Origin of the sequence: Sphingomonas taxi (genome assembly GCF_000764535.1) — a bacterium.
GTDB classification, from domain to species: Bacteria; Pseudomonadota; Alphaproteobacteria; order Sphingomonadales; family Sphingomonadaceae; genus Sphingomonas; species Sphingomonas taxi.
The window spans coordinates 2,892,568-2,917,783 of record NZ_CP009571.1; the positions used below are offsets into that span (position 1 = coordinate 2,892,568).

The 25,216-nt window shown below is 68.5% G+C and carries 26 protein-coding genes; 8 read left to right on the forward strand and 18 right to left on the reverse strand.

Annotated elements, in window-relative coordinates; all coding sequences use genetic code 11:
• Positions 1-46: 46 nt before the first annotated feature.
• From MC45_RS13110 to MC45_RS18960, 7 genes are all read right to left on the reverse strand, one after another.
• Positions 47-985 (reverse strand): MarR family winged helix-turn-helix transcriptional regulator, encoded by a 939-nt coding sequence (locus MC45_RS13110; protein ID WP_245640724.1) that lies wholly within the window; start codon positions 983-985, stop codon positions 47-49.
• A gap of 193 nt (positions 986-1,178) precedes the next feature.
• Positions 1,179-2,687: an NAD(P)(+) transhydrogenase (Re/Si-specific) subunit beta gene (locus MC45_RS13115; RefSeq protein WP_038663930.1), complete on the reverse strand. Its 1,509-nt coding sequence runs from the start codon at positions 2,685-2,687 to the stop codon at positions 1,179-1,181.
• Between the two features lie 45 nt (positions 2,688-2,732).
• Complete coding sequence (locus MC45_RS13120) at positions 2,733-3,032, reverse strand: NAD(P) transhydrogenase subunit alpha part 2 (protein ID WP_038667399.1); 300 nt, start codon at positions 3,030-3,032, stop codon at positions 2,733-2,735.
• Positions 3,033-3,044: 12 nt separating this feature from the next.
• Entirely contained in the window at positions 3,045-3,260 is a 216-nt protein-coding gene (locus MC45_RS13125; protein WP_038663933.1) for a type II toxin-antitoxin system HicB family antitoxin, read from the reverse strand.
• Entirely contained in the window at positions 3,257-3,502 is a 246-nt protein-coding gene (locus tag MC45_RS13130) for a type II toxin-antitoxin system HicA family toxin (protein WP_245640725.1), read from the reverse strand. The genes MC45_RS13125 and MC45_RS13130 overlap by 4 nt, the downstream gene beginning before the upstream one ends.
• 2 nt (positions 3,503-3,504) lie before the next feature.
• Positions 3,505-4,626, reverse strand: coding sequence for an NAD(P) transhydrogenase subunit alpha (locus MC45_RS13135; RefSeq protein WP_038663935.1), 1,122 nt, complete (start codon positions 4,624-4,626; stop codon positions 3,505-3,507).
• Between the two features lie 11 nt (positions 4,627-4,637).
• Positions 4,638-4,760 carry an aa3-type cytochrome c oxidase subunit IV gene (locus MC45_RS18960; protein WP_038663938.1) on the reverse strand — a complete coding sequence of 41 codons (123 nt, stop codon included), beginning with the start codon at positions 4,758-4,760 and terminating at the stop codon, positions 4,638-4,640.
• 155 nt (positions 4,761-4,915) lie between these two features.
• Between MC45_RS18960 and MC45_RS13145 the strand changes: the two genes are divergently transcribed.
• Both MC45_RS13145 and MC45_RS13150 read left to right on the forward strand, forming a co-directional pair.
• Positions 4,916-6,334 (forward strand): sigma-54-dependent transcriptional regulator, encoded by a 1,419-nt coding sequence (locus MC45_RS13145; RefSeq protein WP_038663941.1) that lies wholly within the window; start codon positions 4,916-4,918, stop codon positions 6,332-6,334.
• A gap of 36 nt (positions 6,335-6,370) precedes the next feature.
• A complete protein-coding gene (locus tag MC45_RS13150) occupies positions 6,371-7,111 on the forward strand; it encodes an SDR family NAD(P)-dependent oxidoreductase (RefSeq protein ID WP_038663944.1) in 741 nt (246 codons plus the stop codon).
• On the opposite strand, the gene MC45_RS13155 is transcribed toward MC45_RS13150, so the two are convergent.
• From MC45_RS13155 to glmM, 7 genes are all read right to left on the reverse strand, one after another.
• Positions 7,112-7,996, reverse strand: a complete 885-nt coding sequence (locus MC45_RS13155) for a bestrophin family protein (protein WP_038663948.1) — start codon at positions 7,994-7,996, stop codon at positions 7,112-7,114.
• Between the two features lie 71 nt (positions 7,997-8,067).
• Entirely contained in the window at positions 8,068-9,123 is a 1,056-nt protein-coding gene (gene folP / locus MC45_RS13160) for a dihydropteroate synthase (protein ID WP_038663950.1), read from the reverse strand.
• A 299-nt stretch (positions 9,124-9,422) separates the two neighbouring features.
• A complete protein-coding gene (locus MC45_RS13165; protein WP_038663953.1) occupies positions 9,423-10,574 on the reverse strand; it encodes a site-specific DNA-methyltransferase in 1,152 nt (383 codons plus the stop codon).
• 175 nt (positions 10,575-10,749) lie between these two features.
• Positions 10,750-11,436 (reverse strand): ribonuclease HII, encoded by a 687-nt coding sequence (locus MC45_RS13170; protein WP_052075673.1) that lies wholly within the window; start codon positions 11,434-11,436, stop codon positions 10,750-10,752.
• Entirely contained in the window at positions 11,437-12,237 is an 801-nt protein-coding gene (thiD, locus tag MC45_RS13175; protein WP_052075674.1) for a bifunctional hydroxymethylpyrimidine kinase/phosphomethylpyrimidine kinase, read from the reverse strand.
• Between the two features lie 390 nt (positions 12,238-12,627).
• Positions 12,628-12,852 (reverse strand): DUF1272 domain-containing protein, encoded by a 225-nt coding sequence (locus tag MC45_RS13180; RefSeq protein ID WP_038663959.1) that lies wholly within the window; start codon positions 12,850-12,852, stop codon positions 12,628-12,630.
• Positions 12,852-14,204 carry a phosphoglucosamine mutase gene (gene glmM / locus MC45_RS13185; RefSeq protein ID WP_038663962.1) on the reverse strand — a complete coding sequence of 451 codons (1,353 nt, stop codon included), beginning with the start codon at positions 14,202-14,204 and terminating at the stop codon, positions 12,852-12,854. Before glmM ends, MC45_RS13180 begins: the two co-directional genes overlap by 1 nt.
• 59 nt (positions 14,205-14,263) lie before the next feature.
• Here glmM and MC45_RS13190 point away from each other — a divergent pair, with 59 nt between their 5' ends.
• The gene (locus MC45_RS13190) at positions 14,264-15,484 is read left to right on the forward strand and encodes a dicarboxylate/amino acid:cation symporter (protein WP_038663964.1); all 1,221 of its coding nucleotides are present in this window, start codon (positions 14,264-14,266) and stop codon (positions 15,482-15,484) included.
• 127 nt (positions 15,485-15,611) lie between these two features.
• Here the strand turns inward: MC45_RS13190 and MC45_RS13195 are convergent, their stop codons facing one another.
• Complete coding sequence (locus tag MC45_RS13195; RefSeq protein WP_038663967.1) at positions 15,612-17,204, reverse strand: peptide MFS transporter; 1,593 nt, start codon at positions 17,202-17,204, stop codon at positions 15,612-15,614.
• Positions 17,205-17,321: 117 nt separating this feature from the next.
• On the opposite strand from MC45_RS13195, the gene MC45_RS13200 reads away from it, so the two are divergent.
• On the forward strand, positions 17,322-17,900 hold the full coding sequence (locus MC45_RS13200; protein ID WP_038663971.1) for a nitroreductase family protein: 579 nt from the start codon (positions 17,322-17,324) through the stop codon (positions 17,898-17,900).
• A 50-nt stretch (positions 17,901-17,950) separates the two neighbouring features.
• A complete protein-coding gene (locus MC45_RS13205; protein WP_038663973.1) occupies positions 17,951-18,307 on the forward strand; it encodes a GntR family transcriptional regulator in 357 nt (118 codons plus the stop codon).
• Between the two features lie 129 nt (positions 18,308-18,436).
• Here the strand turns inward: MC45_RS13205 and MC45_RS13210 are convergent, their stop codons facing one another.
• Positions 18,437-19,255, reverse strand: coding sequence for an arylamine N-acetyltransferase family protein (locus MC45_RS13210; protein WP_038663976.1), 819 nt, complete (start codon positions 19,253-19,255; stop codon positions 18,437-18,439).
• A 164-nt stretch (positions 19,256-19,419) separates the two neighbouring features.
• Positions 19,420-21,138: an acyl-CoA dehydrogenase family protein gene (locus MC45_RS13215; protein ID WP_038663978.1), complete on the reverse strand. Its 1,719-nt coding sequence runs from the start codon at positions 21,136-21,138 to the stop codon at positions 19,420-19,422.
• 36 nt (positions 21,139-21,174) lie between these two features.
• Between MC45_RS13215 and MC45_RS13220 the strand changes: the two genes are divergently transcribed.
• Positions 21,175-22,098, forward strand: coding sequence for an L-threonylcarbamoyladenylate synthase (locus MC45_RS13220; protein ID WP_245640726.1), 924 nt, complete (start codon positions 21,175-21,177; stop codon positions 22,096-22,098).
• 137 nt (positions 22,099-22,235) lie between these two features.
• Here MC45_RS13220 and MC45_RS13225 read toward each other — a convergent pair whose 3' ends face one another.
• A complete protein-coding gene (locus MC45_RS13225; RefSeq protein ID WP_038663983.1) occupies positions 22,236-23,261 on the reverse strand; it encodes a flagellin N-terminal helical domain-containing protein in 1,026 nt (341 codons plus the stop codon).
• A 270-nt stretch (positions 23,262-23,531) separates the two neighbouring features.
• Between MC45_RS13225 and MC45_RS13230 the strand changes: the two genes are divergently transcribed.
• A complete protein-coding gene (locus tag MC45_RS13230; protein WP_038663986.1) occupies positions 23,532-24,860 on the forward strand; it encodes a sigma-54 interaction domain-containing protein in 1,329 nt (442 codons plus the stop codon).
• The gene (gene fliE, locus MC45_RS13235) at positions 24,857-25,216 is read left to right on the forward strand and encodes a flagellar hook-basal body complex protein FliE (RefSeq protein WP_038663991.1); all 360 of its coding nucleotides are present in this window, start codon (positions 24,857-24,859) and stop codon (positions 25,214-25,216) included. Before MC45_RS13230 ends, fliE begins: the two co-directional genes overlap by 4 nt.

Here is a 25,216-nt window from a genome sequence, read left to right on the forward strand (position 1 = left end):
TTCGCCTGCCCTGCCAAAGCGCGCGGCGATCCGCAAGGGGGTGCAGTCACCCCGCCGCCTCGATCTTGCGCAGCGCGATCATATAGGCCTGCATCGCCTCGCTGGCCCGTGGCGACAGCGTCATGAAGGCGCGGCGGCGATCGGCGGGATCGGGGTGGCGGATGAACAGCTCCATCTCGGTCATCTTGGCGATCCAGCGCAGTGCGGTCGTCGGCGCGACGCCGGCGGCGATGCACAGGCTCGACACGCTGACCTGCACGCCCTCCAGCTCGGCGGCGAACAGGTCGAGCAGCATGTCCCAGGCCGGGTCCTCGAACAGCGCCTCGCCGCCGAACTGGCCGAAGAACTTGCTGCGCAACTGCCGGCGATGGATGACGCGGCGCACGTCCTGCGGCCGCACGGCGTGGCCGATCGCCGGCTCGCCGTCGAAGCGCGTGCGGCGGTCGCCGAGTTCGGACGCGCCCGTCACCGGCTGATTGTGCACGAAGTCGGCGGCGAAGCGCGAGATACGCGCCATGCCGTCGGTCAGCCGCCGCAACCGCTCCTCGTCGCTCTCGCGGCCGGGGTGGAGGAACGGCTCGCGGTCGCTGCGCACCGTATCGGACAGCCCCTCCTGCAGCGTCGGCGGCATCCGCCGGCACGCCTCGGCCAGCGCCACGACACGCTGCGCCGGACTGGGGTCGCAGAGCAATTCGATGCGCTCGCCGAGCAGATGCCGCGCGACGAGATCGATCTGCGCCGTGGCGAGCGCGAGCACCGCCCGCCCCTCCTCCGCGGCGAGATGATCGGCGAGGAGCGGGAGGACCGCATCGAGCGTCGCCGCCGCCACGTCGCGTGCCTCGACCGCGAAGACCGGCCGGCCGCCGAGCCGCGGCAGCAGCCCCGCGACCTCCGCCCAGCCGATGCGCTGGAGCAGGCGTGCGCCGACGGCGTCGATCGCGGCATGGAATGGCGCGGCCGCGGTGGCATCGGCGATCAGCAGCATGGGGTGGCCGCGATCGCCATAAGGACGCGCCGGGCGTCTCTCCGTTTTGGCGTCAGCCAGCGTTGTGATCCCCATAGACGCAGAATAAGCGGCACCGCGAACGGTTCGCCCGCATTCATCTCCGTTCCGGCATCATCACTGCTGCGGTAAGCATGTTTAGAAGGTTATCACCTCCGAATCGGATGCACCATGATCAGTCGAGCGATTTGACGATCTCTTCGACCATTTTCTTCGCATCGGCGAGGAGCATCATTGTATTGTCCATGTAAAACACATCGTTATCGACACCGGCATAGCCGACGCCACCCATCGACCGCTTGATGAACAGCACCGTCTTCGCCTTCTCGACGTCGAGGACCGGCATGCCGTAGATCGGCGAGCTCTTGTCGGTCTTGGCAGCGGGATTGGTGACGTCGTTGGCGCCGATGACGAAGGCGACGTCGGTCTGCGAAAACTCGGAATTGATGTCTTCGAGCTCGAAGACCTCGTCGTACGGCACGTTGGCTTCGGCGAGCAACACGTTCATATGGCCCGGCATTCTGCCGGCGACGGGATGGATGGCATATTTGACGCGGACACCGTGCGCCTTCAACTTGTCGGCCATTTCGCGCAGCGCATGCTGTGCCTGCGCCACCGCCATGCCATAACCGGGAATGATGATGACCTGTTCGGCCTGGCTCATCAGGAAGGCCGCGTCCTCGGCGCTGCCGCGCTTCCACGGCCGATCGACCTTGGCACCGTCGCCGCCACCGCCACTCTCCGCGCCGAAGCCGCCGGCGATGACCGAGACGAAGCTGCGGTTCATCGCCCGGCACATGATGTAGCTGAGGATCGCGCCCGACGAGCCGACCAGCGCGCCGGTGATGATCATCGCGCTGTTGTGGAGCGTGAAGCCCATCGCCGCCGCCGCCCAGCCCGAGTAGCTGTTGAGCATCGACACGACCACAGGCATATCGGCGCCGCCGATCGGAATGATCAGCAGGAAGCCGATCGCGAAGCTGAGGATCGTGATCGTCCAGAAGATCCAGCGGCTCTGGTCCTGGGTGAAGGCGACGATCAGCAGCAGGATCGCGGCGAGCATTCCGAGGTTGAGGACGTGGCGGCCGGGCAGCAGGATCGGCTTGCCGCCCATGTTGCCGTTGAGCTTGAGGAAGGCGATCACCGAGCCCGAGAAGGTGATCGCGCCGATCGCGACGCCGAGCCCCATCTCGATCCGGCTGACCGGGTGGATCGCCGCGAACGGCTGGCCGAGCATCGGGATCACCATGTCGGCGATGCCGAAGGCGATCGGGTTGAGGAAGGCGGCGGCGGCGACCAGCACCGCGGCGAGCCCGACGAGGCTGTGGAAGGCGGCGACGAGCTGCGGCATCGCGGTCATCGCGATCCGCCGCGCGGTGACGAGGCCGATCGCGGCGCCGATGCCGATCGCCGCGAGCAGTTCGACCACAGTGAGATAATCGATTCGCGCGATCATCGCGCTATAGTCGTAGGCGGCGGTCGAGCCGCTGATCAGCAGCCGGTCGACGGGCACGTGCGTGATCAGCGTCGTCACCACGGCGATCGTCATGCCGATCATGCCGAAGCGGTTGCCGCGCTGGCTCGACGTCGGCGACGACAGGCCGCGCAGCGCGAGGATGAAGCACACCCCCGCGATCAGATAGGCGAGCGCCGCGAACGAACTGCCTGCGGTTGCGTGTTCCATCCTACCCCCGGGTTTTCGAAAGACGACGGCCGTCGGCGTGGCGCATCACGGCTTGGCCGCCGCCGGCCGCTCCTTCTTCTTGTACATCGCCAGCATCCGCTGCGTCACCGCAAAGCCGCCGAAGATATTGATGCTGGCGAGCACCACGCCGAGCAGCCCGAGCCATTTCGACGCGCTGCTTCCCGCCGCCGCGCCGGCGATCAGCGCGCCGACGATGATGACGCTGGAAATGGCGTTGGTCACCGCCATCAGCGGCGTGTGCAGCGCCGGCGTCACCGACCAGACGACGTAATAGCCGACGAAACACGCCATCACGAAGATCGACAGGATCGCTACGAAGTCCATCATCCCACTCCTTCAGGCGGCGATGCGGCGGGGCGACGGCACCGCCCGCCCCATCTCCTCGGCCGCTTCCATCCAGCAGCGTACGGCATCATAGGCGTTGGCCAGCGCTTCTTCCGGCGTATCGCCGTCCGAGCGGCAGCCCGGTAGCTCCGGTACGACCGCGGCGTAACCGCCACCGTCGTCGTCACGGAGGGGCACGATGTCGACTTCGTAATCCTGCGGGTTCATTCAGCCTGCTCCCGAACCGCGTCCACGAACTTCACGAGTTCGCGGATATACACGGGTTTGATCGGACGATGCGCAGGGATGGTCAGGATCTGCGCGACCGATTGATGCTTCACCTTATAGTGTGACCCCTGACGGGGCGGCGTACAAGCGATACCGAAGCCACGACATAACGTTTCGATGTCCGCCATGCGCCAGTCGCGCGGCGCCTCCCGCATCCGTTCGAGGAGCGCCTCCGCCCTCACGTCTAGGCGAGCAACCGCGAGTTGACGATTTGCCCGTCCCGGGTCAGCCGCACCGCGTCGCCGATCTCGGCGTCGAGCACCGGGCGGCCGGCGTCCTTGTCCCAGAAGGTCGACAGGAAATTGTAGAGGTTGCGGCTGAACAATGCCGAAGCGTCGGCGGGCAGGCGCGAGGCCATGTTGCGGTGGCCGATGATGCGGACGCCATGACGTTCGACGATCTCGCCCGCCACCGCGCCCTCGACGTTGCCGCCCTGCTCGACCGCGAGGTCGACGATCACGCTGCCCGGCTTCATCGATGCGACCTGCGCGTCGCTGATCAGCCGCGGTGCGGGGCGGCCGGGGATCAGCGCCGTCGTGATCACGATATCCTGTTTGGCGATATGGCCGGAGACGAGCTCGGCCTGCGCGGCCTTATACTCCTCGCTCATCTCGCCGGCATAGCCGCCGGTGCCCTCGCCCTCGATACCGGCGACGGCCTCGACGAAGATCGGCTTGGCGCCGAGCGACTGGATCTGTTCGCGCGTCGCGGCGCGCACGTCGGTGGCGGAAACCTGCGCGCCGAGCCGCCGCGCGGTGGCGATCGCCTGCAGGCCGGCGACGCCGACCCCCATCACGAACGCCTTGGCGGCGCTGACCGTCCCCGCCGCGGTCATCATCATCGGAAAGGCGCGGCCATATTCCGACGCGGCGTCGAGCACCGCCTTGTAGCCGGCGAGGTTGGACTGCGACGACAGGATGTCCATCGACTGCGCGCGGGTGATGCGCGGCATGAACTCCATCGCCAGCGCCTCGTAGCCCGCGGCGGCATAGGCGTCGATCCGCGCGCGATCGCCGAACGGATTGAGGCCGGCGACGATCCACGCCCCCTGCGCCGCCCCCGCGAGGCCGGCCGGATCGGGGCCCTGCACGCCGAGGATGATGTCGGCATCGGCCAGCGTCGCGGCGCGATCGGCGACGGTGGCTCCGGCCTCCGCATAGGCCCGGTCGGCGTAGCTGGCGGCGATCCCCGCGCCGGCCTCGATCGCGACGGCGGCACCCAGCGCGACGAACTTCCTGGCGGTCTCCGGCGTCGCCGCGACCCGCCGCTCGCCGTCTGCATGTTCCCTGAGGACGGCGATCTTCATGCCATCGGTGCCTATGCGATCGCCCAGATCACCAGCGCGACGATCACCGCGCAGGCGATCGCGCCCCAGAACAGCATCTTCGTGACGCTGATATAGGTCGATTCATGCGCCTTGAGGTCACCATTGCCGGCCATCGTCCAACCCTCGTCTGCTCGTGGCGTCTGCGCCCTTGTGGCGATACCTGCCCGCAAAGCGCCGCGGCCGTCAAGGCGGCCGGCGGCCGGCGGGCTTAAGTCGGCCTTTACCGGTGGCTTGTATCAGGTGCCCCGAACCGGGACAGGAAAATACCATGACGCGCAACGGACAGCGCCTGCTTCTGCTGATCGACGACGAGCCCGCGCAGCGCCGGTTGGTGTCGGCGCTCGCCGCCCGCGCCGGCTGGCGCTCGATCTTCGCCGCCGACGGCGAGATGGCGCTGGCGCAGCTCGGCACGCAGGACGGCATGCAGCTCGATGCGATCCTGCTCGACCATTGGGCGCCCGACGCCGATGCCGCGCCGCTGATCGCCGAATTGCGCGAGCGGCGGCCGGCGCTGCCGATCCTGATGCTCACCGCCAACGGTTCGGTGATGCACGCGGTCGCGGCGATGCGCGCCGGCGCGACCGATTTCCTGGTCAAGCCGCTCGCCCCCGAACGCCTGCTCGCCGCGCTCGAGGCGGCGGTGGCGGGCACCGCCGCCGGGGAGCTGCGTCCGTTGACCGAGAAGATCCCGGCGCTGCTCGCGTTCGACGAGATCGTCGGATCGTCGCCCGATTTCCGCGCCGCGCTGGCGATCGCCGCCAAGGCGGCACGCGCGCGGGTGCCGGTGCTGGTCGAGGGCGAAAGCGGCGTCGGCAAGGAGGTGGTCGCCGATGCGATACATGCCGCCTCGCCGCGCGCGAAGAAACCAATCGTCACCGTCAATTGCGGCGCGATCCCCGCCAATCTCGTCGAATCGGAGCTGTTCGGGCATGAGAAGGGCGCCTTCACCGGCGCGTTCGAGCGCAAGATCGGCAAGTTCGTCGATGCCGACGGCGGCACCATCCTGCTCGACGAGATCGGCGAGATGCCTCTGGAGACGCAGGTCAAATTGCTGCGCGTGCTGCAATCGGGCGAGATTCAGCCGATCGGCGCGCGCCATGCCCGCGAGGTCGACGTGCGCGTCATCGCCGCGACCAACAAGAAACTGCTCGAGGAGGTCGAGGCGGGGCGGTTCCGCGAAGACCTCTATTACCGGCTCAACGTCGTCCAGGTGGCGATCCCGCCGCTGCGCGAGCGGCTCGGCGACGTGCCGGCGCTCGCCCGCCATCTGCTCGCGCGGATCGCGCAGCAGCCGGGGTTGCGGCCGCTCGGCATCACCGACGACGCGCTGGCGCTGCTGGTGCAATACGACTGGCCGGGCAACGTCCGCCAGTTGCAGAACGCCTTGTTCCGCGCCGCGGTGCTCTGCGAGGGCGCGGCGCTGACCCGCGCCGATTTCCCGCAGATCGCCGCGCTCGGCGACCGCCGCGTCGGCACGATCGGCTCGGCGAGCGCTTCGGCCGGAGGCATCACGCTGTTCCGGCCGGACGGCAATCTGCGCCCGCTCGAGGATATCGAGGCCGACGTGATCCGCCTCGCCATCGGCCATTATCGCGGCCGGATGACCGAGGTCGCCCGCCGCCTCGGCATCGGCCGCTCGACGCTCTACCGCAAGCTCGGCGAACTCGGTATCGACAACGCCGCCTGACTTCCCCCGGCGGCGGGCCGGCGCTAGCATCGGCCGATGCCCTGTCGCCACATCCTCGTCACCGGCGCCGCATCGGGCATCGGCCTCGCCACCGCGCAGCATCTCGCCGCGGCGGGAGCGGAACGGCTGGTGCTGGTCGATGTCGATGCCGCGGCATTGGCGCGGGTCGCTTTGCCGTGTCCGATCAGGGCACTGGCAGGCGACGTCGCCGACGAGCATTTCTGGGACGAAGCGGCCGCCGATCTCGCCGGGATCGACGGTGCGGTGGTCAATGCGGGGGTGGCCGGCGCTGGGCCGATCGCCGACCTGTCCTTCGCCGAATGGCGGCGCATCCTCGGCGTCAATCTCGACGGTGCGTTCCTGACGCTGCGCGCCGCGATGCACGCGATGACCGGCGGCGGCGCGATCGTCGCCACCGCATCGGCGGCGGGGATCAAGGCGGAGGCCGGCGTCGCCGCTTATGGCGCGTCCAAGGCGGCGCTGATCCATCTCGTCAAGGTCGCCGCCAAGGAGGGCGCCGCGAACCGCATCCGCGTCAACGCGATCGCACCCGCCGGGGTCGAGACGCCGGTATGGGATGCGATCCCGATGTTCGCCGAGCGCGTCGCCGCGATCGGCCGCGATGCCGCCTTCGCGGAACTCGCCGCGCTGGCGACGCCGCTCGGCCGCTATGCGAAAGCCGAGGAGATCGCCGCGCAGATCGGATTCCTCCTCTCCGACGCCGCGGCGCTGATCACCGGCGCCTGCCTGGTCAGCGACGGCGGCTATACGTTGTGATCACCACAGGACTCCCTTGACCGGCTTGGTCGGTTCGGGGGCGGGATCGCCGATCGACTGGAGGAGGTCGATCTCGATCGTCCGGCACATCGCGGTCAGCGGCACGTCGTGGACGGTATTGGCGAAGGGATCGACCAGATCGTCGCCGATCTGCAGCACCGCAAGGAACATCAGCCCGGCCAGCGTCGAGCCGAGCGGCGTCGCATAGCCCAAGGTCTCGACCAGCCCGATCGGCAGCAGGATGCAGAAAATGTGGGTGAACAGGGTCGGGAAGAAACGATATTGATTGGGCAGCGGCGTGTTCTTGATCCGCTCCATCCCGCCCTGCGCATTGGCGATGTCGACCATCGTCGATTCCATCCGCGTCTGCTGGATGGTATCGATCCAGCCGCGGCGGCGGGCATCGTCGATGCGGCGGCCGGTGCCGTCGAGCAGGCCGTTGGCGATGTTGCTGCGGGTCAGTGCCGGCTCCGCCTCGCCGCGCGACAGGAATTTGAGCACCTGTTCGTCGACCGGCTGGCGGCGCAACTGGCAGCGCAGCGCATTCACGTAGGCGATCTGGCGGATGACGATCGTGCGGCGCAGGTCGTGCGCCTCGTCGACCGGCAGGAAATTGCGCGCCTCGCGGCTCAGACTGCGCGAGGCGTTGATCATCGCCCCCCACAGCACGCGGCCTTCCCACCAGCGCTGATAGGCGGAATTGTCGCGGAAGCCGATCAGCAGCGCGAGCACCGTACCGAACAGCGTCAGCGGCAGGGAGGGCGCCTTGAATTCGAGCGCATAGTAACTGACGGTGACGATGACATCCCAGATGAACAGGATCACCAGCGGCTTCCAGACTTCGGCGACGACACGGGTGAAGCGGGGAGTGGTTGCAACGATCATAGCGTGTCCAGATGGGATCGGAACGGTCCGAACGCATCAACAATCGATCTGCTGCAACGCAAAATCACAATTCAGCCACCCACCAGCGCCCGGTCGCGCAGGCCGCGCCAGATCCGCAGCGCCTGGACGGTCGCCGCGACATCGTGGACGCGGAGCAATTGCACCCCCGCCTCCGCACCCTTCAACGCCAGCGTGAGACTGCCGCCGAGCCGCGCGTCGACCGGGGCTTCGTTGTCGAGCGCACCGATCATCCGTTTGCGGCTGGCGCCGAGCATGATCGGGCAGCCGAGACCGTGGAAGATCGCCAGACCGTTGATCAGCGCGAGATTCTCGGCAAGCGTCTTGCCGAAGCCGATGCCGGGATCGACGATGATCCGCGATCGCTCGATCCCCGCCGCGACGACCGCGGCGATGCGCGCGTCAAGCCAGTCGAACACGTCGGTCAGCACGTCGCGATAGCCGGTACGCGCGTGACCGCCCTCCTTCGGATCGGGCGAGTGCATCAGCACCACCGGGCATCGCGCCCGGACCACCACGTCGAGCGCGCGGTCGTCCCACAGCAAGGCGGAGACGTCGTTGACGATATGCGCGCCGGCGGCGAGCGCGGCGTCCATGACCGCGGCCTTGCGGGTGTCGATCGAGACGGGGGTGCCGCTGCGTGCGAGCCGCTCGACGACGGGCACGACGCGGGCGATCTCGTCACCCTCCCAGACCTGCGCCGCACCGGGGCGGGTCGATTCGCCGCCGAGGTCGATCAGCGCCGCGCCGGCGGCGGCCATGTCGACGCCGGCCGCGGCCGCGGCGGCGGGGTCGTCGCTGTGCCGGCCGCCGTCGGAGAAACTGTCCGGCGTGACGTTGAGGATGCCCGCGACGAGTGGTTGGTCGAGCCGCAGCACGCGCTCGCCGAGTTGGAGCGGCGGGCGCGGCGCGGTGATCGCGGCGTGGAGGTGCATGGCGCGCGCGCCGAGGGTGGCGACGTCGGCGACGGGGATGGTGCGGCGGCGGCCTGCTTCGATGACCTCGTAGGCTGCGAACCATTGCAGGCCGCCGGCGAGACGCGCGACCGCACCGTCCGGCTGGGTGACGGGGGTGTCGACGAACTGGACGGGGCGAAGATGGAGGCTCATCGCCGGTCCATCCGACGGCGCCGCCGACAAGGCAAGCGCCGCGCATTCCTCCCCGGAACGGGCAAGGCAATCGCATAGGGAAGCTCGTGTGGGCCTGTCGTCTTCCAAGACCACCCCGTCACCCCGGACTTGTTCCGGGGTCCACCCTGCGGCGAGGAGAAAGGCTTGAGTCGACACCGTTCTCTCGCGGCCCGGTGGACCCCGGAACAAGTCCGGGGTGACGAAATTGGTAAGGAAGCCGATCAAGCCTCATCACCGCAGCCATATGCGATAGCCCTGCCGGAACGGGGAGGAATGGCTTACGGCTGCGTCGCCAGCAGATACGTCTGGCGCAACGTGTCGATCGGCTTCAGCTTGCCCTCGCCGTCATGGTGCCAGAAGGTCCAGCCGTTGCACGCCGGCGCGCCTTGCAGTGCCGCGCCCAATTTGTGGATCGATCCCGCCGCGCCGCAATCGGACAACAGGCTGCCGTCGGCGCGCACCGTCACGCGGAAGCGGCGCTTCGAATCGGTTAGCACCGCGCCGGGCGTGAGATAGCCGTTCTCGACCAGCACGCCGAATGCGACCTTGGGTTGCTGGCGCGGGCTCTGCATCGTCGCCAGCGCCGATTCGTCGAGCGGCAGCGCCGCGGCGATCCGCTCCTCGGCCGCCGCGATATAATCGCCCTCGCGCTCGATGCCGATCCAGCGGCGCCCCAGCCGCTTCGCCACCGCGCCGGTGGTGCCGGTGCCGAAGAAGGGATCGACCACCACGTCGCCCGGCTTGGTGCAGGCGAGCAGGATGCGATACAGCAGCGCCTCGGGCTTTTGCGTCGGATGGACCTTGACGCCGCCCTTCTTCAACCGCTCGCCGCCGCCGCAGATCGGAAATTCCCAGTCCGAGCGCATCTGCAGCTCGTCGTTGAGCGTCTTCATCGAGCGATAGTTGAAGGTGTATTTGGCGCCCTCGCCCTTCGCCGCCCAGATCAGCGTCTCGTGCGCGTTGGTGAAGCGGGTGCCGCGGAAGTTGGGCATCGGATTGGCTTTCCGCCAGACGATGTCGTTGAGGATCCAATAGCCGAGATCCTGCACCGCGGCACCGACGCGGAAGATGTTGTGATAGCTGCCGATCACCCAGATCGTGCCGTCGTCCTTGAGGATACGGTGCGCCTCGGCCAGCCAGGCGCGGGTGAAGGCGTCATAAGCGGCGAAGGTGTCGAACTTGTCCCAATCGTCGGTAACCGCATCGACGTGCGTGCCGTCGGGGCGGAACAGCTCGCCGCCGAGCTGGAGATTGTAGGGCGGGTCGGCGAAGACCATGTCGACCGACTTGTCGGGCAGCGCGCGCATCGCCGCGATGCAATCGCCGCGGATGATGCTGTCCAGCGGCAGGGGCGCGGCCGGGCGCGCCGTCGCCGGCGCCGCTGCGCGCGCCGCGACCCGCGACTGCCTGACCTTCTCGATAACCGCCATTACGTCCCCCTTGCCGCCCTATTCGCGCGAAACAGCGGACTCCCGTCAAGGGATGATTGGTTAACGTCGGGTCCCGCCGTTCGGTCGCCGCGGCGGGCCGCTACGCTCTCGACCCAGATGTTGGGAAGCGCGGCCGCCACCGACCCCAAGTGCTGGGGTCTGTGACTCAAAAGACTCAGCGCGCGCTTTGCTGCAAATTTTTGCTGTCCATGCCCTGCAAGTCGAGCTGGATAGCGGCCGACGCGTCGCCACCCGTGATTCGGGCGTAGGCGGCGGCGACCGGCGCGAAGCTGCGGCGATGCAGCGGCGTCGGTCCATGGTCGCGCAGCGCGGCGAGATGGTGCTTGCAGCCGTAACCCTTGTTCGAATGCCAATTGTATTGCGGATGGACCGCGGCATGCTCCAGCATGATGCCGTCGCGCATATGCTTGGCGACGATCGAGGCGGCGGCGATCGACACGCTGTGCGCATCGCCCGAAACGATCGCGGTCGCCGGATAGGTCCAGCGCGGCAGGCGGTTGCCGTCGACCAGCACATGGCCGGGATCGCAGCCGAGCCGCGCGACCAATGCATCGACCGCGAGCGTCATCGCCTTCATCGTCGCCCAATAGATGTTGAGCGTGTCGATTTCCGCCGGCTCGACGATGCCGACGCCATAGACGCCGCGCGTGGTGATGAGCCCGTACAACCGCTCGCGCTCGGTGGCGCAGAGCTTCTTCGAATCGTCGATGCCACGCGGCGTGCCCTTTGCGGGCAGCACCACCGCGGCGGCGACCACCGGCCCGGCGAGCGGCCCGCGTCCCGCCTCGTCCACCCCGGCGACGGGGGGCAGGCAGGTCTTCTCATGCTTCCATCCGGGCATTCAGCCCTCCAGTTCGTCGAAGGGGACGACGCCGAGCGTATGACCGATCGGGCCATGGCCGCCGCCCAGACCCGGCGCGTTGACGATCGCGATACGGACGAAGCGCACCGCCTGTTCGAACGCCGCCTCGATACCGAGGCCGCTGGCGAGCCCGGTGGCGAGCGCGCTGGCCAGCGTACAGCCGGTGCCGTGCGTATCGACCGTGTCGAAGCGTTTGCCGATCAGGCGGCGAAGCTCGCCCTGCGGCGACAGCAGGCGATCGGTGATCTCGGCCTCCTCGCCGTGCCCGCCCTTGGCGACGACATGGCATCCGTGCGCGAGCACCGCCGCCTCCCCGCCGAGCGCCGCCATCTCCGGAATATTGGGGGTCACCACCGAGGCGACGCCCATCAACCGTTCGAACGCCGCCATGGCGGCGGCATCGGCGAGCACCGACCCGCTGGTCGAGACCATTACGGGATCGAAGACGATCGGCACATCGAGCTGGTCGAGCAGGTCGGCGACCGCATGCGCGGTCTCCGCCGAACCGATCATCCCGATCTTGACCGCGTCGACGCCGATATCCTCGATCACGCTGCGCATCTGCGCGACGACGATGTCGACCGGGACGGCATGGACCGCCTGTACGCCGAGCGTATTCTGCGCGGTGATCGCGGTGATCGCCGTCATCGCATGGCCGCCGAGCATCGTGACCGTCTTGATGTCCGCCTGGATCCCGGCGCCGCCACCCGAATCGGACCCGGCGACGATGAGCACACGCGGGATCACCGCCCGGCTCCAAAGGTGTCGGCACGGCGGCATCGCTCGCAGGACATGGCGATGGTCATGGGGTGGCTGATCGTATGCGCCATGGCGGCCGCCCATGCCACAGGTCGGGGGGTGCAGAATAGAAGAAGGTGGTTCGCGCGGAGGCGCAGAGGCGCGGAGAATGACCCCCGGTGGGCAGGGCTTTCTCCTTCCCGACCGTTCGTGCTGAGCCTGTCGAAGCACAATGGGACTCGAACGCGACAGCTCGAGCAGAGAATACGAAAGGCTATTGATTCACGCGAAGACGCGAAGGCGCGAAGGTGTTTCGTGCGGCTTTGCGACAGCTCTTCCCCCCAGCCGCAGGAGCAGCCGCGGCGGCAGCAGGTGACGCTGCCGCGCGGGCACCATCTTCGCGTCTTCGCGTCTTCGTGCGAGAAACCCCGCTCAGCTCTGGAAACGCCGTTCCGCGACGGCGGGATGCGCCTTGAGCACCTTGCCGATCCGCGTCGGCCGGTCGAGCAGTTCGCCGCCGCAATCGGGACAGCGTTCGTCGAGTTCATCGGAGCATTCGCTGCAATAGGTGCTTTCCAGCGAGCAGATGAACGCCCCCGGCGCATCCGCCGGCAGGTCGGCGCCGCAGCACTCGCAATCGGGACGCATCGCCAGCATCAGGCCGCCGCCTGCCGCACCGCGTCGCAGATCCGGTCGACCACGGTCTCGACCTGGCGCGCGTCGTCGCCCTCGGCCATCACGCGGATCACCGGCTCGGTGCCCGACGGGCGGATGACGAGGCGGCCGGTGCCGGCAAGCTCCGCCTCGGCGGCGGCGATCACCGACTGGACCGACGCATCGTCGAGCGGCTTGCCCCCCGCGAAACGGACGTTCTTGAGCAATTGCGGCAGCGGCGCGAACCGGTGGAGCACCTCGCTCGCCGGCGCGCCGGCGCGCTTCAACTCGGCGAGCACCTGGAGCGCGGCGACGAGGCCATCGCCGGTGGTGCCGTAATCCGACAGGATGATATGGCCGGACTGTTCGCCGCCGACGTTATAGCCCGAGCTGCGCATCTTCTCGAGCACGTAGCGGTCGCCGACCTTGGTGCGGACGAGCCCCAGCCCCTGCGCCTTGAGATGGCGTTCGAGGCCGAGGTTGGACATCACCGTCGCGACCAGCCCGCCGCCCGCCAGCCGCCCGGCGCGTGCCCAGCCCGCGGCGATCGTCGCCATCAGCTGGTCGCCGTCGATCACCCGGCCGGTCTCGTCGACGACGATCAACCGGTCGGCGTCGCCGTCGAGCGCGATGCCGATGTCGGCGCCCGCCGCGACCACCGTCTCCGACAGCGTCTGCGGCGCGGTCGAGCCGACGCCGTCGTTGATATTGGTGCCGTTCGGCGTGATCCCGATCGAAACGACGTCCGCGCCCAGTTCCCACAATGCCAGTGGCGCGACCTTGTAGGCGGCGCCGTTGGCGCAATCGATCACGATGCGCAGCCCGTCGAGCCGCAGGTCGCTCGGAAAGGTCGATTTGGCGAAGTGGATATAGCGGCCCTGCGCGTCGTCGATGCGGCGCGCGCGGCCGATCTGCGCCGAGGGCGACAGCGCGACGTCGCCCTCCTTGGCGCTGTCGATCAGTTGCTCGATCGTCTCTTCGGCCTCGTCGGACAATTTGTAGCCGTCGGGGCCGAACAATTTGATGCCGTTGTCGGCGAAGGGATTGTGGCTCGCCGAGATCATCACGCCGATATCGGCGCGCATCGACTGGGTGAGCATCGCCACCGCCGGGGTCGGCAGCGGCCCGACCATGATGACGTCCATGCCGACGCTGGTGAAGCCGGCGACGAGCGCGGATTCGAGCATATAGCCCGACAAGCGCGTGTCCTTGCCGATCAGCACGCGATGCTTGTGATCGCCGCGCTGGAAATAGGTGCCGGCCGCCATGCCGACCTTCATCGCCATGCTGGCGGTCATCGCGCCGGCGTTGGTCGCGCCCCTGATGCCGTCGGTACCGAAATATTTCCTTGCCATTGCGTGCGATCCGTTCCGCTATGCCGCTTGCTCGATCCCCCGATGCGCCAAGGAACCCGATGTCGCAAGCCACCCGTATCCTGCTGGCGCTCGTCGCCGGCATCGCGCTCGGTATCGCCGCGGTGGCGTTCGACAAGGATTGGGCGCTGCGCGTCACCGGCGTCACCCAGCCGATCGGCGAGGCGTGGCTGCACGGCCTGCAGATGGTGATCGTGCCGTTGATCGTCGGGCTGCTGGTGACTGGCATCGCCGCCACCGCCGAGGCGGCCCGGGCGGGGCGGATCGCCGGACGCGCGGTGGTGCTGTTCGTCGTCGTCCTGTGGTGCACGACGCTGATGTCGGCGATGGTGATGCCGGTGCTGCTCGATCTGTGGCCGCTGCCCGAGGCGTGGTCGGTCGCGCTGCGCAGCGCGCTGACCGCGACCGCGCCGCTCGGCAAGGTGCCGACGCTCGCCGATTTCTTCGCCACGATCGTGCCGACCAACGTCGTCGCGGCGGCATCGGGCGACGCCTTCCTGCCGCTAACCGTCTTCACGCTCGCCTTCGCCTTCGCGATCACCCGGCTGGAGGATGCGGCGCGGCAGCGGCTGACCGACCTGTTCCAGGCGATCACCGACGCGATGCTGGTCATCATCGGCTGGGTGTTGAAACTGGCGCCGATCGGCATCTTCGCGCTCGCCTACGGCGTCGGCGCGCGGACCGGCGCGGCGGCGTTCGGCGCGCTGATCCATTATATCGTGATGGTGTCGGCGATCGGACTGATCGTATTGCTCGCTGCCTATCCGGTGGCGCGCTTCGCCGGCGGCGTGCCGCTGCGCCGCTTCGCGCGCGCGGTGGCACCGGCGCAGGCGGTGGCGATCAGTACCCAAAGCTCGCTTGCCTCGCTGCCGGCGATGCTCAAGGGGTCGGCCGAGATCGGCGTGGCGCCGGCGACGGCGGGGATCGTGCTGCCGGTGGCGGTCGCGATCTTCCGCGCGACGAGTCCGGCGATGAACCTCGCGGTGGCGCTGTACGTCGCGCATTGGCTCGGCGTGCCGATCGGGCCGGGGCAGCTCGCCGCCGGAATCGCCACCGCGGCGATCACCACGATGGGATCGGTGTCGCTGCCGGGAACGGTCAGCTTCTTCGCCAGCGTCGCGCCGGTGGCGTTCGCGATGGGCGTGCCGATCGAGGCGCTGGGGCTGCTCGTCGCGGTGGAGACGGTGCCGGACCTGTTCCGCACCGTCGGCAACGTGACGATGGACGTCGCGGTGACCGGGGTGGTGGGGAAGCGCGACTGATCCTCCCCGCTGGCGGTGAGGGGGACCAGCGCAGCTGGTGGAGGGGGGCTTCCACAGGCGGTATGCTGCGTGGCGAGCCCCCTCCACCACCGCTACGCGGCGGTTCCCCTCCCCGTGCCGGGGAGGTTCAGGGGCGCCGCTCGTCGCGCGTGTTCACGCCGGCCGCGGCAGGTTCGCCGATCGCCGCCTCGCCCGCCAGCGCGTGCGCATCGTCGCCGATCGTGTCGAGATGCATCAGCTTCGTCACGAACGGCGCGAGCACCAGCACGACGACGCCGACACCCATCGAGAACCAGCCGATCCGTCCGTAGACCTCCAGCACCTGCGCCGGACCGGCCCCTTCGCCGCCGGTCGCCTGCGCGATCAGCCCGGCGATGAAATTGCCCGCCGCGGTGGCGAGGAACCACGTCCCCATCATCAGCCCGGTCATGCTCGCCACCGACAGCCGCGTCATCGACGACAGGCCGATCGGCGAGAAGCACAATTCGCCCATCGAATGCAGCATGTAGAGCAGGATGACGAAGATCGCCGGGGTGAGGCCGCTCGCCGGCGCACCGAGGATCAGCGCGAAGAAGCCCGCCCCGACGAGCACGAGGCCGATGCCGAACTTGAATGGCGCCGAGGGTTCGATGCCGCGCTTGCCCATCGCGGTCCACACCAGCCCGAACAAAGGCGCGAGCGTGATGATGAAGAAGGAATTGACCGACTGGAACCACGACGCCGGCATTTCCCAGCCCAGTACCGTCCGGTCGACCGACTGGTCGGTGTAGAGGTTGAGCGACGAACCCGCCTGTTCGAACAGCGCCCAGAACAAAGGCGACAGCGCGACGAGGAACAGCGCGGCGAAGATCCGGTGGCGCTCGACCTTCGGCAAAGCGCGGAATGAGGTGAGCAGGATATAGCCGACGGTGAACACCGATCCGGCGATCAGCACGATGCCGACCGCGCCCTGGTTGCGCACCAGCCACCACGACAAGGCGACCGCGACGAGCGCACCGGCGTAGATCGCCCATTCGATCGACAGGCCGATCGGGGTGCGCGTCTGCAACGCGCCGGCGACCGGCGGTTCGCCGACGTCGTACAATTCGCGGCGGAACAGCACGAAGACGATCAGGCCCAGCGCCATGCCGATCCCGGCGGCGCCGAAGCCGTAGGACCAGCCCATCCGCTCGCCGAGATAGCCGACCAGCAGCGGGCCGATGAACGCGCCGGTGTTGATCCCCATGTAGAAGATCGAGAAGGCGCCGTCGCGACGGGTGTCGTCGCGCGGATAGAGCTTGCCAACCAGCACCGAGATATTGGCCTTCAGGAAGCCGGTGCCGACGATGATGAAGGCGAGCGCGAGATAGAAGCCGTTGAGCGCACTGCCCTGCATGCCGACCGGCCCCTCGACCGCGGCGATCATCAGATGGCCGACGGTGATGAACACGCCCCCCGCCAGCACCGCCTTGCGCGGCCCGAGATAGCGGTCGGCGATATAGCCGCCGATGATCGGCGTGACGTAGATCAGCGCGGTGTACGCGCCGTAGACCGCGAAGGCGGGCTGTTCGCCGAACAGGAAATGCTTGGTCAAATAGAAGACCAGGATCGCCCGCATGCCGTAATAAGAGAATCGCTCCCACATCTCCGCGAAGAACAGCAGGAACAGCCCGAGCGGGTGTCCGAGGAAGGTGCGCGCGTGGGCCGGTACGCCGCCCCCGCTCGCTGATGCGATGGCCATAAGGTCTGCAAACTCCAACACATTCATGGCGCCGGCCCGACCGGGCGGCGGATCGCGGCAACCTAACGGCTGATCCCCTGCTGTAAACATCGCCGCCACCCGCTATGAGGCGGCATCATGTTCAACGACACCAGCACGCCGCTTTCGCTGCTCGCCACTCGCCGCTCGGGCAAGCCGCGCGACCTCGTCGCCCCCGGCCCCGACGCCGCCCAGCTCGACCAGATGCTCGCCATCGCCGCGCGCACCCCCGATCACGGCAAGCTCGCGCCGTGGCGCTTCGTCGTCATTGACGATCGCGACGCACTCTCGCGGCTGCTCGCCGACGCCTATCGCGCCGAGCGGCCGCAGGCGCCGCGCGGCGACCTCGAGGCGCTCGACCAGTTCGCACGGCAGGCGCCGACTTTGGTCGTGGTGCTGTCGTCGCCGGTGACGACAAGTCCGATCCCGTTGTGGGAGCAGGAATTGTCCGCTGGCGCGGCGACGATGAACCTGCTCCACGCCGCGCATGCGCTGGGCTTCGCGGCGGGCTGGTTGACGGGATGGCCGACCTTTTCGGACGCGGTGCGCGACGGCCTGGGGGCGGCGCCCGAGCGGATCGCTGGTTTCGTGTTCATCGGCACCCCGAGCCGGCCGCTCGACGAACGGCCCCGCCCGGAGCCGGCACGGATCATCTCGCATTGGCCCAACATGGGATAGTCCAGCCAGGTTGTTATGGACCTTTTCCGCCGTTGGTGTATTAAGTCAGCATGACAGCGTTCAGCAACGAGGACAGCCCGGTCTACATCCGGTTACGCGGCACCATCGCGGCGGGCATCCTGCGCGGTGACTATCGCGCCGGCGACCAGCTTCCCTCGGTACGCGCCTTCGCCGCCGAACATGGCGCCAATCCGCTGACCGTCGCCAAGGCCTATCAGAGCTTCCAGGACGACGGCTACGTCGAGGTCCGCCGCGGCGTCGGCATGTTCGTGCTGCCGGGTGCCTCGGAGAAATTGCGCGCGGCGGAGCGGGCGGCGTTCGTCGAGACGCAATGGCCGCGGATCCGGGGCTATATCGACCTGCTCGGCCTGGACGCCGCCGACCTGCTGGAGCGCGAACAAGCGTAAAAAGCGTGTTCGCGCCGACAGTTTGCGCCGCAGGCTGACGCGATATTCCGAGCTGCGTGGTGATAGACCGTACGCGCGGCTGGCAAGACACCTCCGCGTCTTCGCGTCTTCGCGCGAATCCACTCTTCTTCAGAACAGCCCCAAGCTCTCCACTTCCTCGGTGGTCAAATCGATACCGAACATCAGCGACATGCGCATGCGATAGACGCGCGGGTCGGTGATCTCCGCGACGCTGCTATTGTCGCCGGCGCGGCGGTGATAGCGGCAGTCGGTGAGACCGGCGAGGCCGTGCGGCAGGACGATGCTGGCGATGGTGAGCTGGGTGAAGCGGCTCTGCGGCGCGGTCGACGCCCAATGGTTGGACAGAGCGAGGTCGGCGTCGAACACCGCGGTATCGTGGAAACTATATTGCGGCTGCCAGCCCTCGCCGGTGCCACGGCCATCGGTCGAGCCGGGATCGCCGCGCCGGCTGAGCATCCAGCCGTGCTCGGCATGGCGGTCGAGACGGAACCAGGCGCCGTCGGACGCCTCCGCTTCCCAGCCGTCGGCGAGCGCCATCACCGGCGCATAGCTGCCGCCGAAGCCGGCGTCGGCGATCCACGCGCGTCCGTCGATCGTCACCAGACTGAGCGTATGGGTGAGCGGCGGCGCGTCGGTGACGCCGAGCCAGACGCGCGCGAGCAGCGGCCGGACGGCGAAGCCCAGCGCGATCAGCGCGTCCATGAACAGGCGGTTCTGCTCGAAACAATAGCCGCCGCGCTTGGCCGTCACGAGCTTGGCGAAGACCGCATCGCTGTCGATCGCGATACCGCGGCCGAGGCGGACGTCGAGATTCTCGAACGGGATCGACAGGCGATGCTCGCGCTGGAGCCGGCCGAGCCCCTCGGCGTCGGGCGTGACACGGGCAGGCAGACCGATGCGGGCGAGATAGGCGTCGAGGTCGAACATGATAGGTCCTTGGAAGCAATCCTAATCCTCCCCGGCACGGGGAGGTGGCGCCGCGCAGCGGCGACGGAGGGGGGCTTCCTCATGGTATAGCGTCCGGGGAAGCCCCCCTCCACCACCCGGCTGCGCCGGGCGGTTCCCCTCCCCCTGCCGGGGAGGACTTCAGGTCAGGCGGCGAACGCCTCGGCCGGTACGGCGTAGAGCACCTCGGCGCTCGCCGTCGCCGCGGCCTTCAGGCCGTGGGCCTCGGGGACGATCTGGTCGAGGTAGAAGCGCACCGAGGCGCGCTTTACTACCGCGAACTCCTCGTCGCCCGTCGCATGGCGACCTTCGCGCTCCATCAGCCAGCCGCAGACCGCGACCGAGGTCATCGTCAGGAACGGATAGCTGGCGGCGAGCTTGTCGTCGGCATCCGCAGTGGCGAGGCGGCGGGCGATCGCATCGACCGCGTCGATCAGGGCGACCAGTTCGGGATGCTCGGCCTCGGCGCGCATGTCGCTGACGAGCGCGGCGAAGGCGCCGCCATTGTCGAGTGCCAGCTTGCGGCCGACGAGATCGGCGGCCTGAATGCCGTTGGTGCCTTCGTAGATCGGCGTGATCCGCGCATCGCGGAAATATTGCGCGGCGCCGGTCTCCTCGACATAGCCCATGCCGCCGTGAACCTGGATGCCGAGCGAAGCCACCTCGTTGCCGATATCGGTGCCGTGCGCCTTGGCAAGCGGCGTCACGACTTCGAGCCGGTTCTTCGCCGCACCGTCGCCGAGCCCGGCGCGATCGACCTGCCCCGCGGCATAATAGACGAGCGCGCGCGCCGCCTGCGTCTGCGCCTTCATCCGCAACAGCATGCGGCGCACGTCGGGATGATCGACGATCCGCACCGCCTCCTTGTTCGGCGAACCCGCGCGTGCCGACTGGACGCGTTCGAGCGCATAGCCGACCGCCTTCTGCGTCGCACCCTCGGCGATCTGAACGCCTTGCAGGCCGACGTTGAGCCGCGCGTTGTTCATCATCGTGAACATCGCGCGCATCCCGGCATGTTCGGCGCCGATCAGCTCGCCGACGCAATCGTCATGATCGCCGAAGCTCAGCACGCAGGTCGGCGAGGCGTGCAGCCCCATCTTGTGCTCGATCGAGACGACGCGGACGTCGTTGAAATCGCCCGGCGTGCCCTCTTCGTTCAACCGGAACTTCGGCACGAGGAACAGGCTGATACCGCGCGTGCCGGCGGGCGCATCGGGAGTGCGGGCGAGGACGAGGTGGACGATATTGTCCGCCATGTCGTGGTCGCCGAACGAAATGTAGATCTTGGTGCCCTTGATCGACCATTTGCCGTCGCCGAGCGGTTTCGCCGTGGCGCGGAGCGCGCCGACGTCGCTGCCCGCCTGTGGCTCGGTGAGGTTCATCGTGCCGGTCCAGTCGCCGGTGGCGAGGTGGGGCAGATACAGCGCCTGTTGCTCGGGGCTGCCGTGGTGAATCAGCGCCTCGATCGCGCCGACGGTCAGCGTCGGGCAGAGCGCGAAGCCCATATTGGCCGAGCCGAGCGTGTCGAGCACCGCGGTCTGGATCGCGAAGGGCAGGCCCTGGCCGCCGAAATCCTCGGGCACGCCGATCGTCCCCCAGCCGCCCTCGACATACTCCTTATATGCCTTGACGAAGCTCGCCGGCATATGGACGCCGTCGGGCGACCATTTCGCGCCGACCGTGTCGCCCTCGCGATTGAGCGGCGCCCACTCGCCGCTCGCAAACTGACCGACGCCTTCGAGCACCGCGTCGACCACGTCCGGGCTGGCGGCGGCGAAACGCTCGGTCGCGGCGAGTTCGCCGATGCGGACGACATGCTCGAGTACGAAACGCTGGTCGGCCACGGCTGCGGTAAAGGACATCATTCTCTCCTGGGATTGCGCACGATATAGGCCGGACGGATGGCCGATCCAAACCCGCGCATCTTACCCTACGGCATGGCCGCGCTCGCCGAGGCCGCCACGCGAATCACCCGCGGCGAATGCGTCGCGGTGCCGACCGAGACGGTCTATGGCCTCGCCGCCGATGCCGGCAACGCCGATGCGGTCGCGGGGATCTATGCCGCCAAGGGGCGGCCGAGCTTCAATCCGCTGATCGTCCATGTCGCCAATCTCGCCGCCGCCGAACGGCTGGCGATGTTCGACGACGATGCGCGGATGCTGGCGACGCTGTTCTGGCCGGGGCCGCTGACGCTGGTGCTGCCCTTGCGCGACGGCGCGCCGATCACCTCGCTGGTCACCGCCGGCCTGACGACGGTGGCGATCCGGGTGCCGCGGCATCGCGCGATGCAGGGGCTGATCGCCGCGGCGGGCCGACCGCTCGCCGCGCCGTCCGCCAATGCGAGCAACGGCATCAGTCCGACCCGTGCGAGCCATGTCGCGGCCAGTCTGGGTTCGCGGGTGCCGCTGATCCTCGACGACGGCGCGACCGAGGCGGGGCTCGAATCGACGATTATCGCCGGGCGGACGGTCCTGCGGCCGGGGCCGATCACCGCCGCCGACCTGCCGTTCGCGACGACCCCCTATATAAAGGAGTCTGCGATCACCGCGCCGGGGCAGCTCGCGACCCATTATGCGCCGCGCAAACCGCTGCGGCTGGATGCGGCTGCGGCGCGGCCGGGCGAGTGGCTGATCGGGTTCGGCGCGATATCGGGGGACGACACGCTTTCGGCGGCGGGCGACCTGCGCGAGGCGGCGGCGCGGCTGTTCGATGCGCTGCATCGCGCCGATGCCAGCGATCGCACCGGCATCGCCGTGGCACCGGTGCCGCGGGACGGGCTGGGCGAGGCGATCAACGATCGGCTGGGCCGCGCGGCGCACCGGTAGGAAGACGGATCGAAGGGGTCTGCACAGCCGAAAACCCCGGTGGCGGACCACCGGGGTTCTGGCTTCGCTCGTCCTTGGGGGGCGAGCTTGGTCGGCGCTGATGCCCTTGGGGGGCGGCGCCAGCGCCGGTAAGCGGCTTACTGGAGCAGCTTCAGCACGCCCTGCTGGCTCTGGTTGGCCTGCGAGAGCATCGCGGTCGACGCCTGGCTGAGGATCTGCGCCTTGGCGAGGGCGGTCGTTTCGGCCGAGAAGTCGGCGTCCTCGATCTGGCTCTTCGCCGAAGTCAGGTTGGTGACGTTGGTGGTCAGGTTGTTGACCACCGAGGTCAGACGGCTCTGGCCGGCACCGATCGAGGCGCGGGTCGTGTTGACCGACTTCTGCACGGCGTCGATCGTGTCGATCGCGGTCTTGGCGCCCGCCGCCGAGCTGATGTCGATACCGCCGGTGTTGTCGCCGGTGGTCGCCGGGGTGTAATATTTGTCGCCGGCGGCGAGCGTCTTCGACGTGCCGATGTCGGTCGAGGTCAGCGCGGTGGCGCCGCCACCCGTCTTGCCGCCGTAAGCGACGTCTTCGGCGGTGATGACGCGGCTGGTGCCGACCAGCGGACCGGCGGCGACGGTTGCCAGACCGGCAGCGACCGTGGCACCCGCCACACCGCTCACCGACGCCATGTCGAGCTTGCTGATCTTCAGGTCGACCTGATCGGTCGAGCCCGCACCGGCCTGGATCGTCACGGTCTTGTCGTTCGCCGAGTCGAACAGGCTGACGCCGTTGAACTTCGTGCCGGCGATGTTGGTCAGCTGCTTCTGCAGTTCGGCGACTTCGGTCTTCATGTTCGAGCGGTCGTCGGCCTGATAGGTGCCCGACGCCGACTGGACGGCCAGTTCGCGCATCCGCTGCAGGATGTTGGTGACTTCGCCGAGCGCGCCGTCGGCGGTCTGCGCCAGGGCGATGCCGTCGTTCGAGTTGCGGATCGCCTGGTTCATGCCGCGAACCTGCGCACCCATCGAGGTCGAGATGGCGAGGCCGGCGGCGTCGTCCTTGGCCGAATTGATCCGCTTGCCGGTCGACAGGCGCTCCATGGCGCTCGACAGCTGGGCATTGGCGGTGGTGTTGGCGTTCGCGGAACGCATCGACGCGATGTTGGTACCGATGACGGTCATGAGATGTCTCCAAAAGCTGCGGCGCTCCCCGCCGCCCCCAGAGCGGAGGGCCGAGCCGCCAAATGAGAGAACGGCCAGTCCCGACGGGGATTTAGCGGAAAAATTCGGCCGCCGCGATTTTGCTCGGCCCTCGCATGCGTACACGCGCGCGTAGACGCGCGAGCGGCACGCGCGCGTCGCGCCCGGAAAAATTTTGCCGGTCAGGAACAAATTTTAATCCGGCATTTACTCTGGAACCCGCATTGGAGAGCTCGTCCTTGGGGGATAGCAATGCGTTCGATTTTCTCTTCCGCTGCGGTGTTGCAGCGTCACTATCCGCTCGTCTCCAGCCTGCGTTCGCAGGGCTTCGGTCTCGGCTCGTACGAGACCGGGCAGCCCGGTGCGGCGGATCTGTTCCTGATCGCCGAGGGCGAGGCGCCGCCGGCGCCGGCACGCTCGGTCATCATCGGCAGCGAAGGCCGCCACGTGCTGCCGTCGCGCAACGGCAATCCGGCACGCATCGCCTTCGGGCCGGCGGATGCCGCGGTCGGCAACGGCTTCGCCCGCGCGCTCGTCGCCGGTGCCGAGATGCCGACCGCCGCCGATCCCGAAAGCCTCGCGCTGCTGGCGCTCGCCGAGCGCGTCGCCCAGGCGGACATCACCGTGCTGATCAACGGCCCGACCGGCACCGGCAAGGAAGTGCTCGCCCGCGCGATCCACAACCAGTCGCCGCGCCGCAACGGCCCGTTCATCGCGATCAATTGCGCCGCTTTGCCCGAGACGATGCTGGAGGCGCTGCTGTTTGGTCACCAGAAGGGCGCGTTCACCGGCGCCTCGTCGGGCGGCGAAGGCTTCTTCCGCGCCGCCGACGGCGGCACCATTCTGCTCGACGAGATCGCCGAGATGCCGCTGCAACTGCAGGCCAAGCTGCTGCGCGTGCTGCAGGAGCGCGAGGTGGTGCCGATCGGCGCCTCGGTGCCGCAGGCGATCGACGTCCGCGTCATCGCCTGCGCCAACCGCGACCTGCAGGGCGAAGTCGCCGCCGGCCGCTTCCGCGCCGATCTCTATTACCGCCTGTCGGTCTTCCCGCTGTCGACCAAGCCGCTTGCCGAGCGTCCGCAGGACATTCCGGCGCTCGCCGCGACGATGATCCTGCGCCATGCCGGCACCCGCGCCGTCGTGCCGTGGCCGACCGCCGAGGCGGTCGAGACGCTGGTCGCCCACGACTGGCCGGGCAACGTCCGCGAACTGGAGAACGTGATCCAGCGCGCGCTGCTGTTCGCCGGCGGCGACACGATCGACGCCAGCCACATCGTGTTCGACCGCCCGGTTAGCTTCACCTTCCACCGCGAGCCCGCCCCGGTCACGCAGCTGTTCCCGCAGGCGCCCGCCGCCGCGCCGGCAGCAGCGACCGCGAGCGAGCCCGCCACTTTGGGCAACGTCGTGCAGATGAGCGAATTCCAGGCGATCCGCGAGACGCTGGCGGCGTGCGGCGGCAGCCGGATCGAGACCGCGCGCCGGCTCGGCATCTCCGAACGCACGCTGCGCTATCGCCTCGCCAAGGCGCGCGAACAGGGTAACGACCTGGCCCGTCCGCTCAGCATGGCGGCGTCGGCATGAGCGGCGTGGCCGGAGTGGGCGGCGCGATGAGCGTCGACCGCGTGATGCAGCTGCGCGCGCAGATCCTCGAACGCAACCAGGCGCTGAGCCGCGCCAGCGCGACCGACGGCGCCGCCCCCGCGGGTGCGACGAAGCCGACCAGCTTCGCCGACACGCTGCAGGACGCGCTGAAGGACGTCAACGCCGGCCAGAACAAGGCCTCGGCGCTGTCCGAAAGCTACGAACGCGGTGAGACGGTCGACATCGCCAAGGTCATGCTGGCCCGCCAGCAGGCCTCGGTCGGATTCGAGGCGACGCTGCAAGTCCGCAACAAATTGCTGTCCGCTTACAAGGACATCATGAGCATGCCGGTGTAA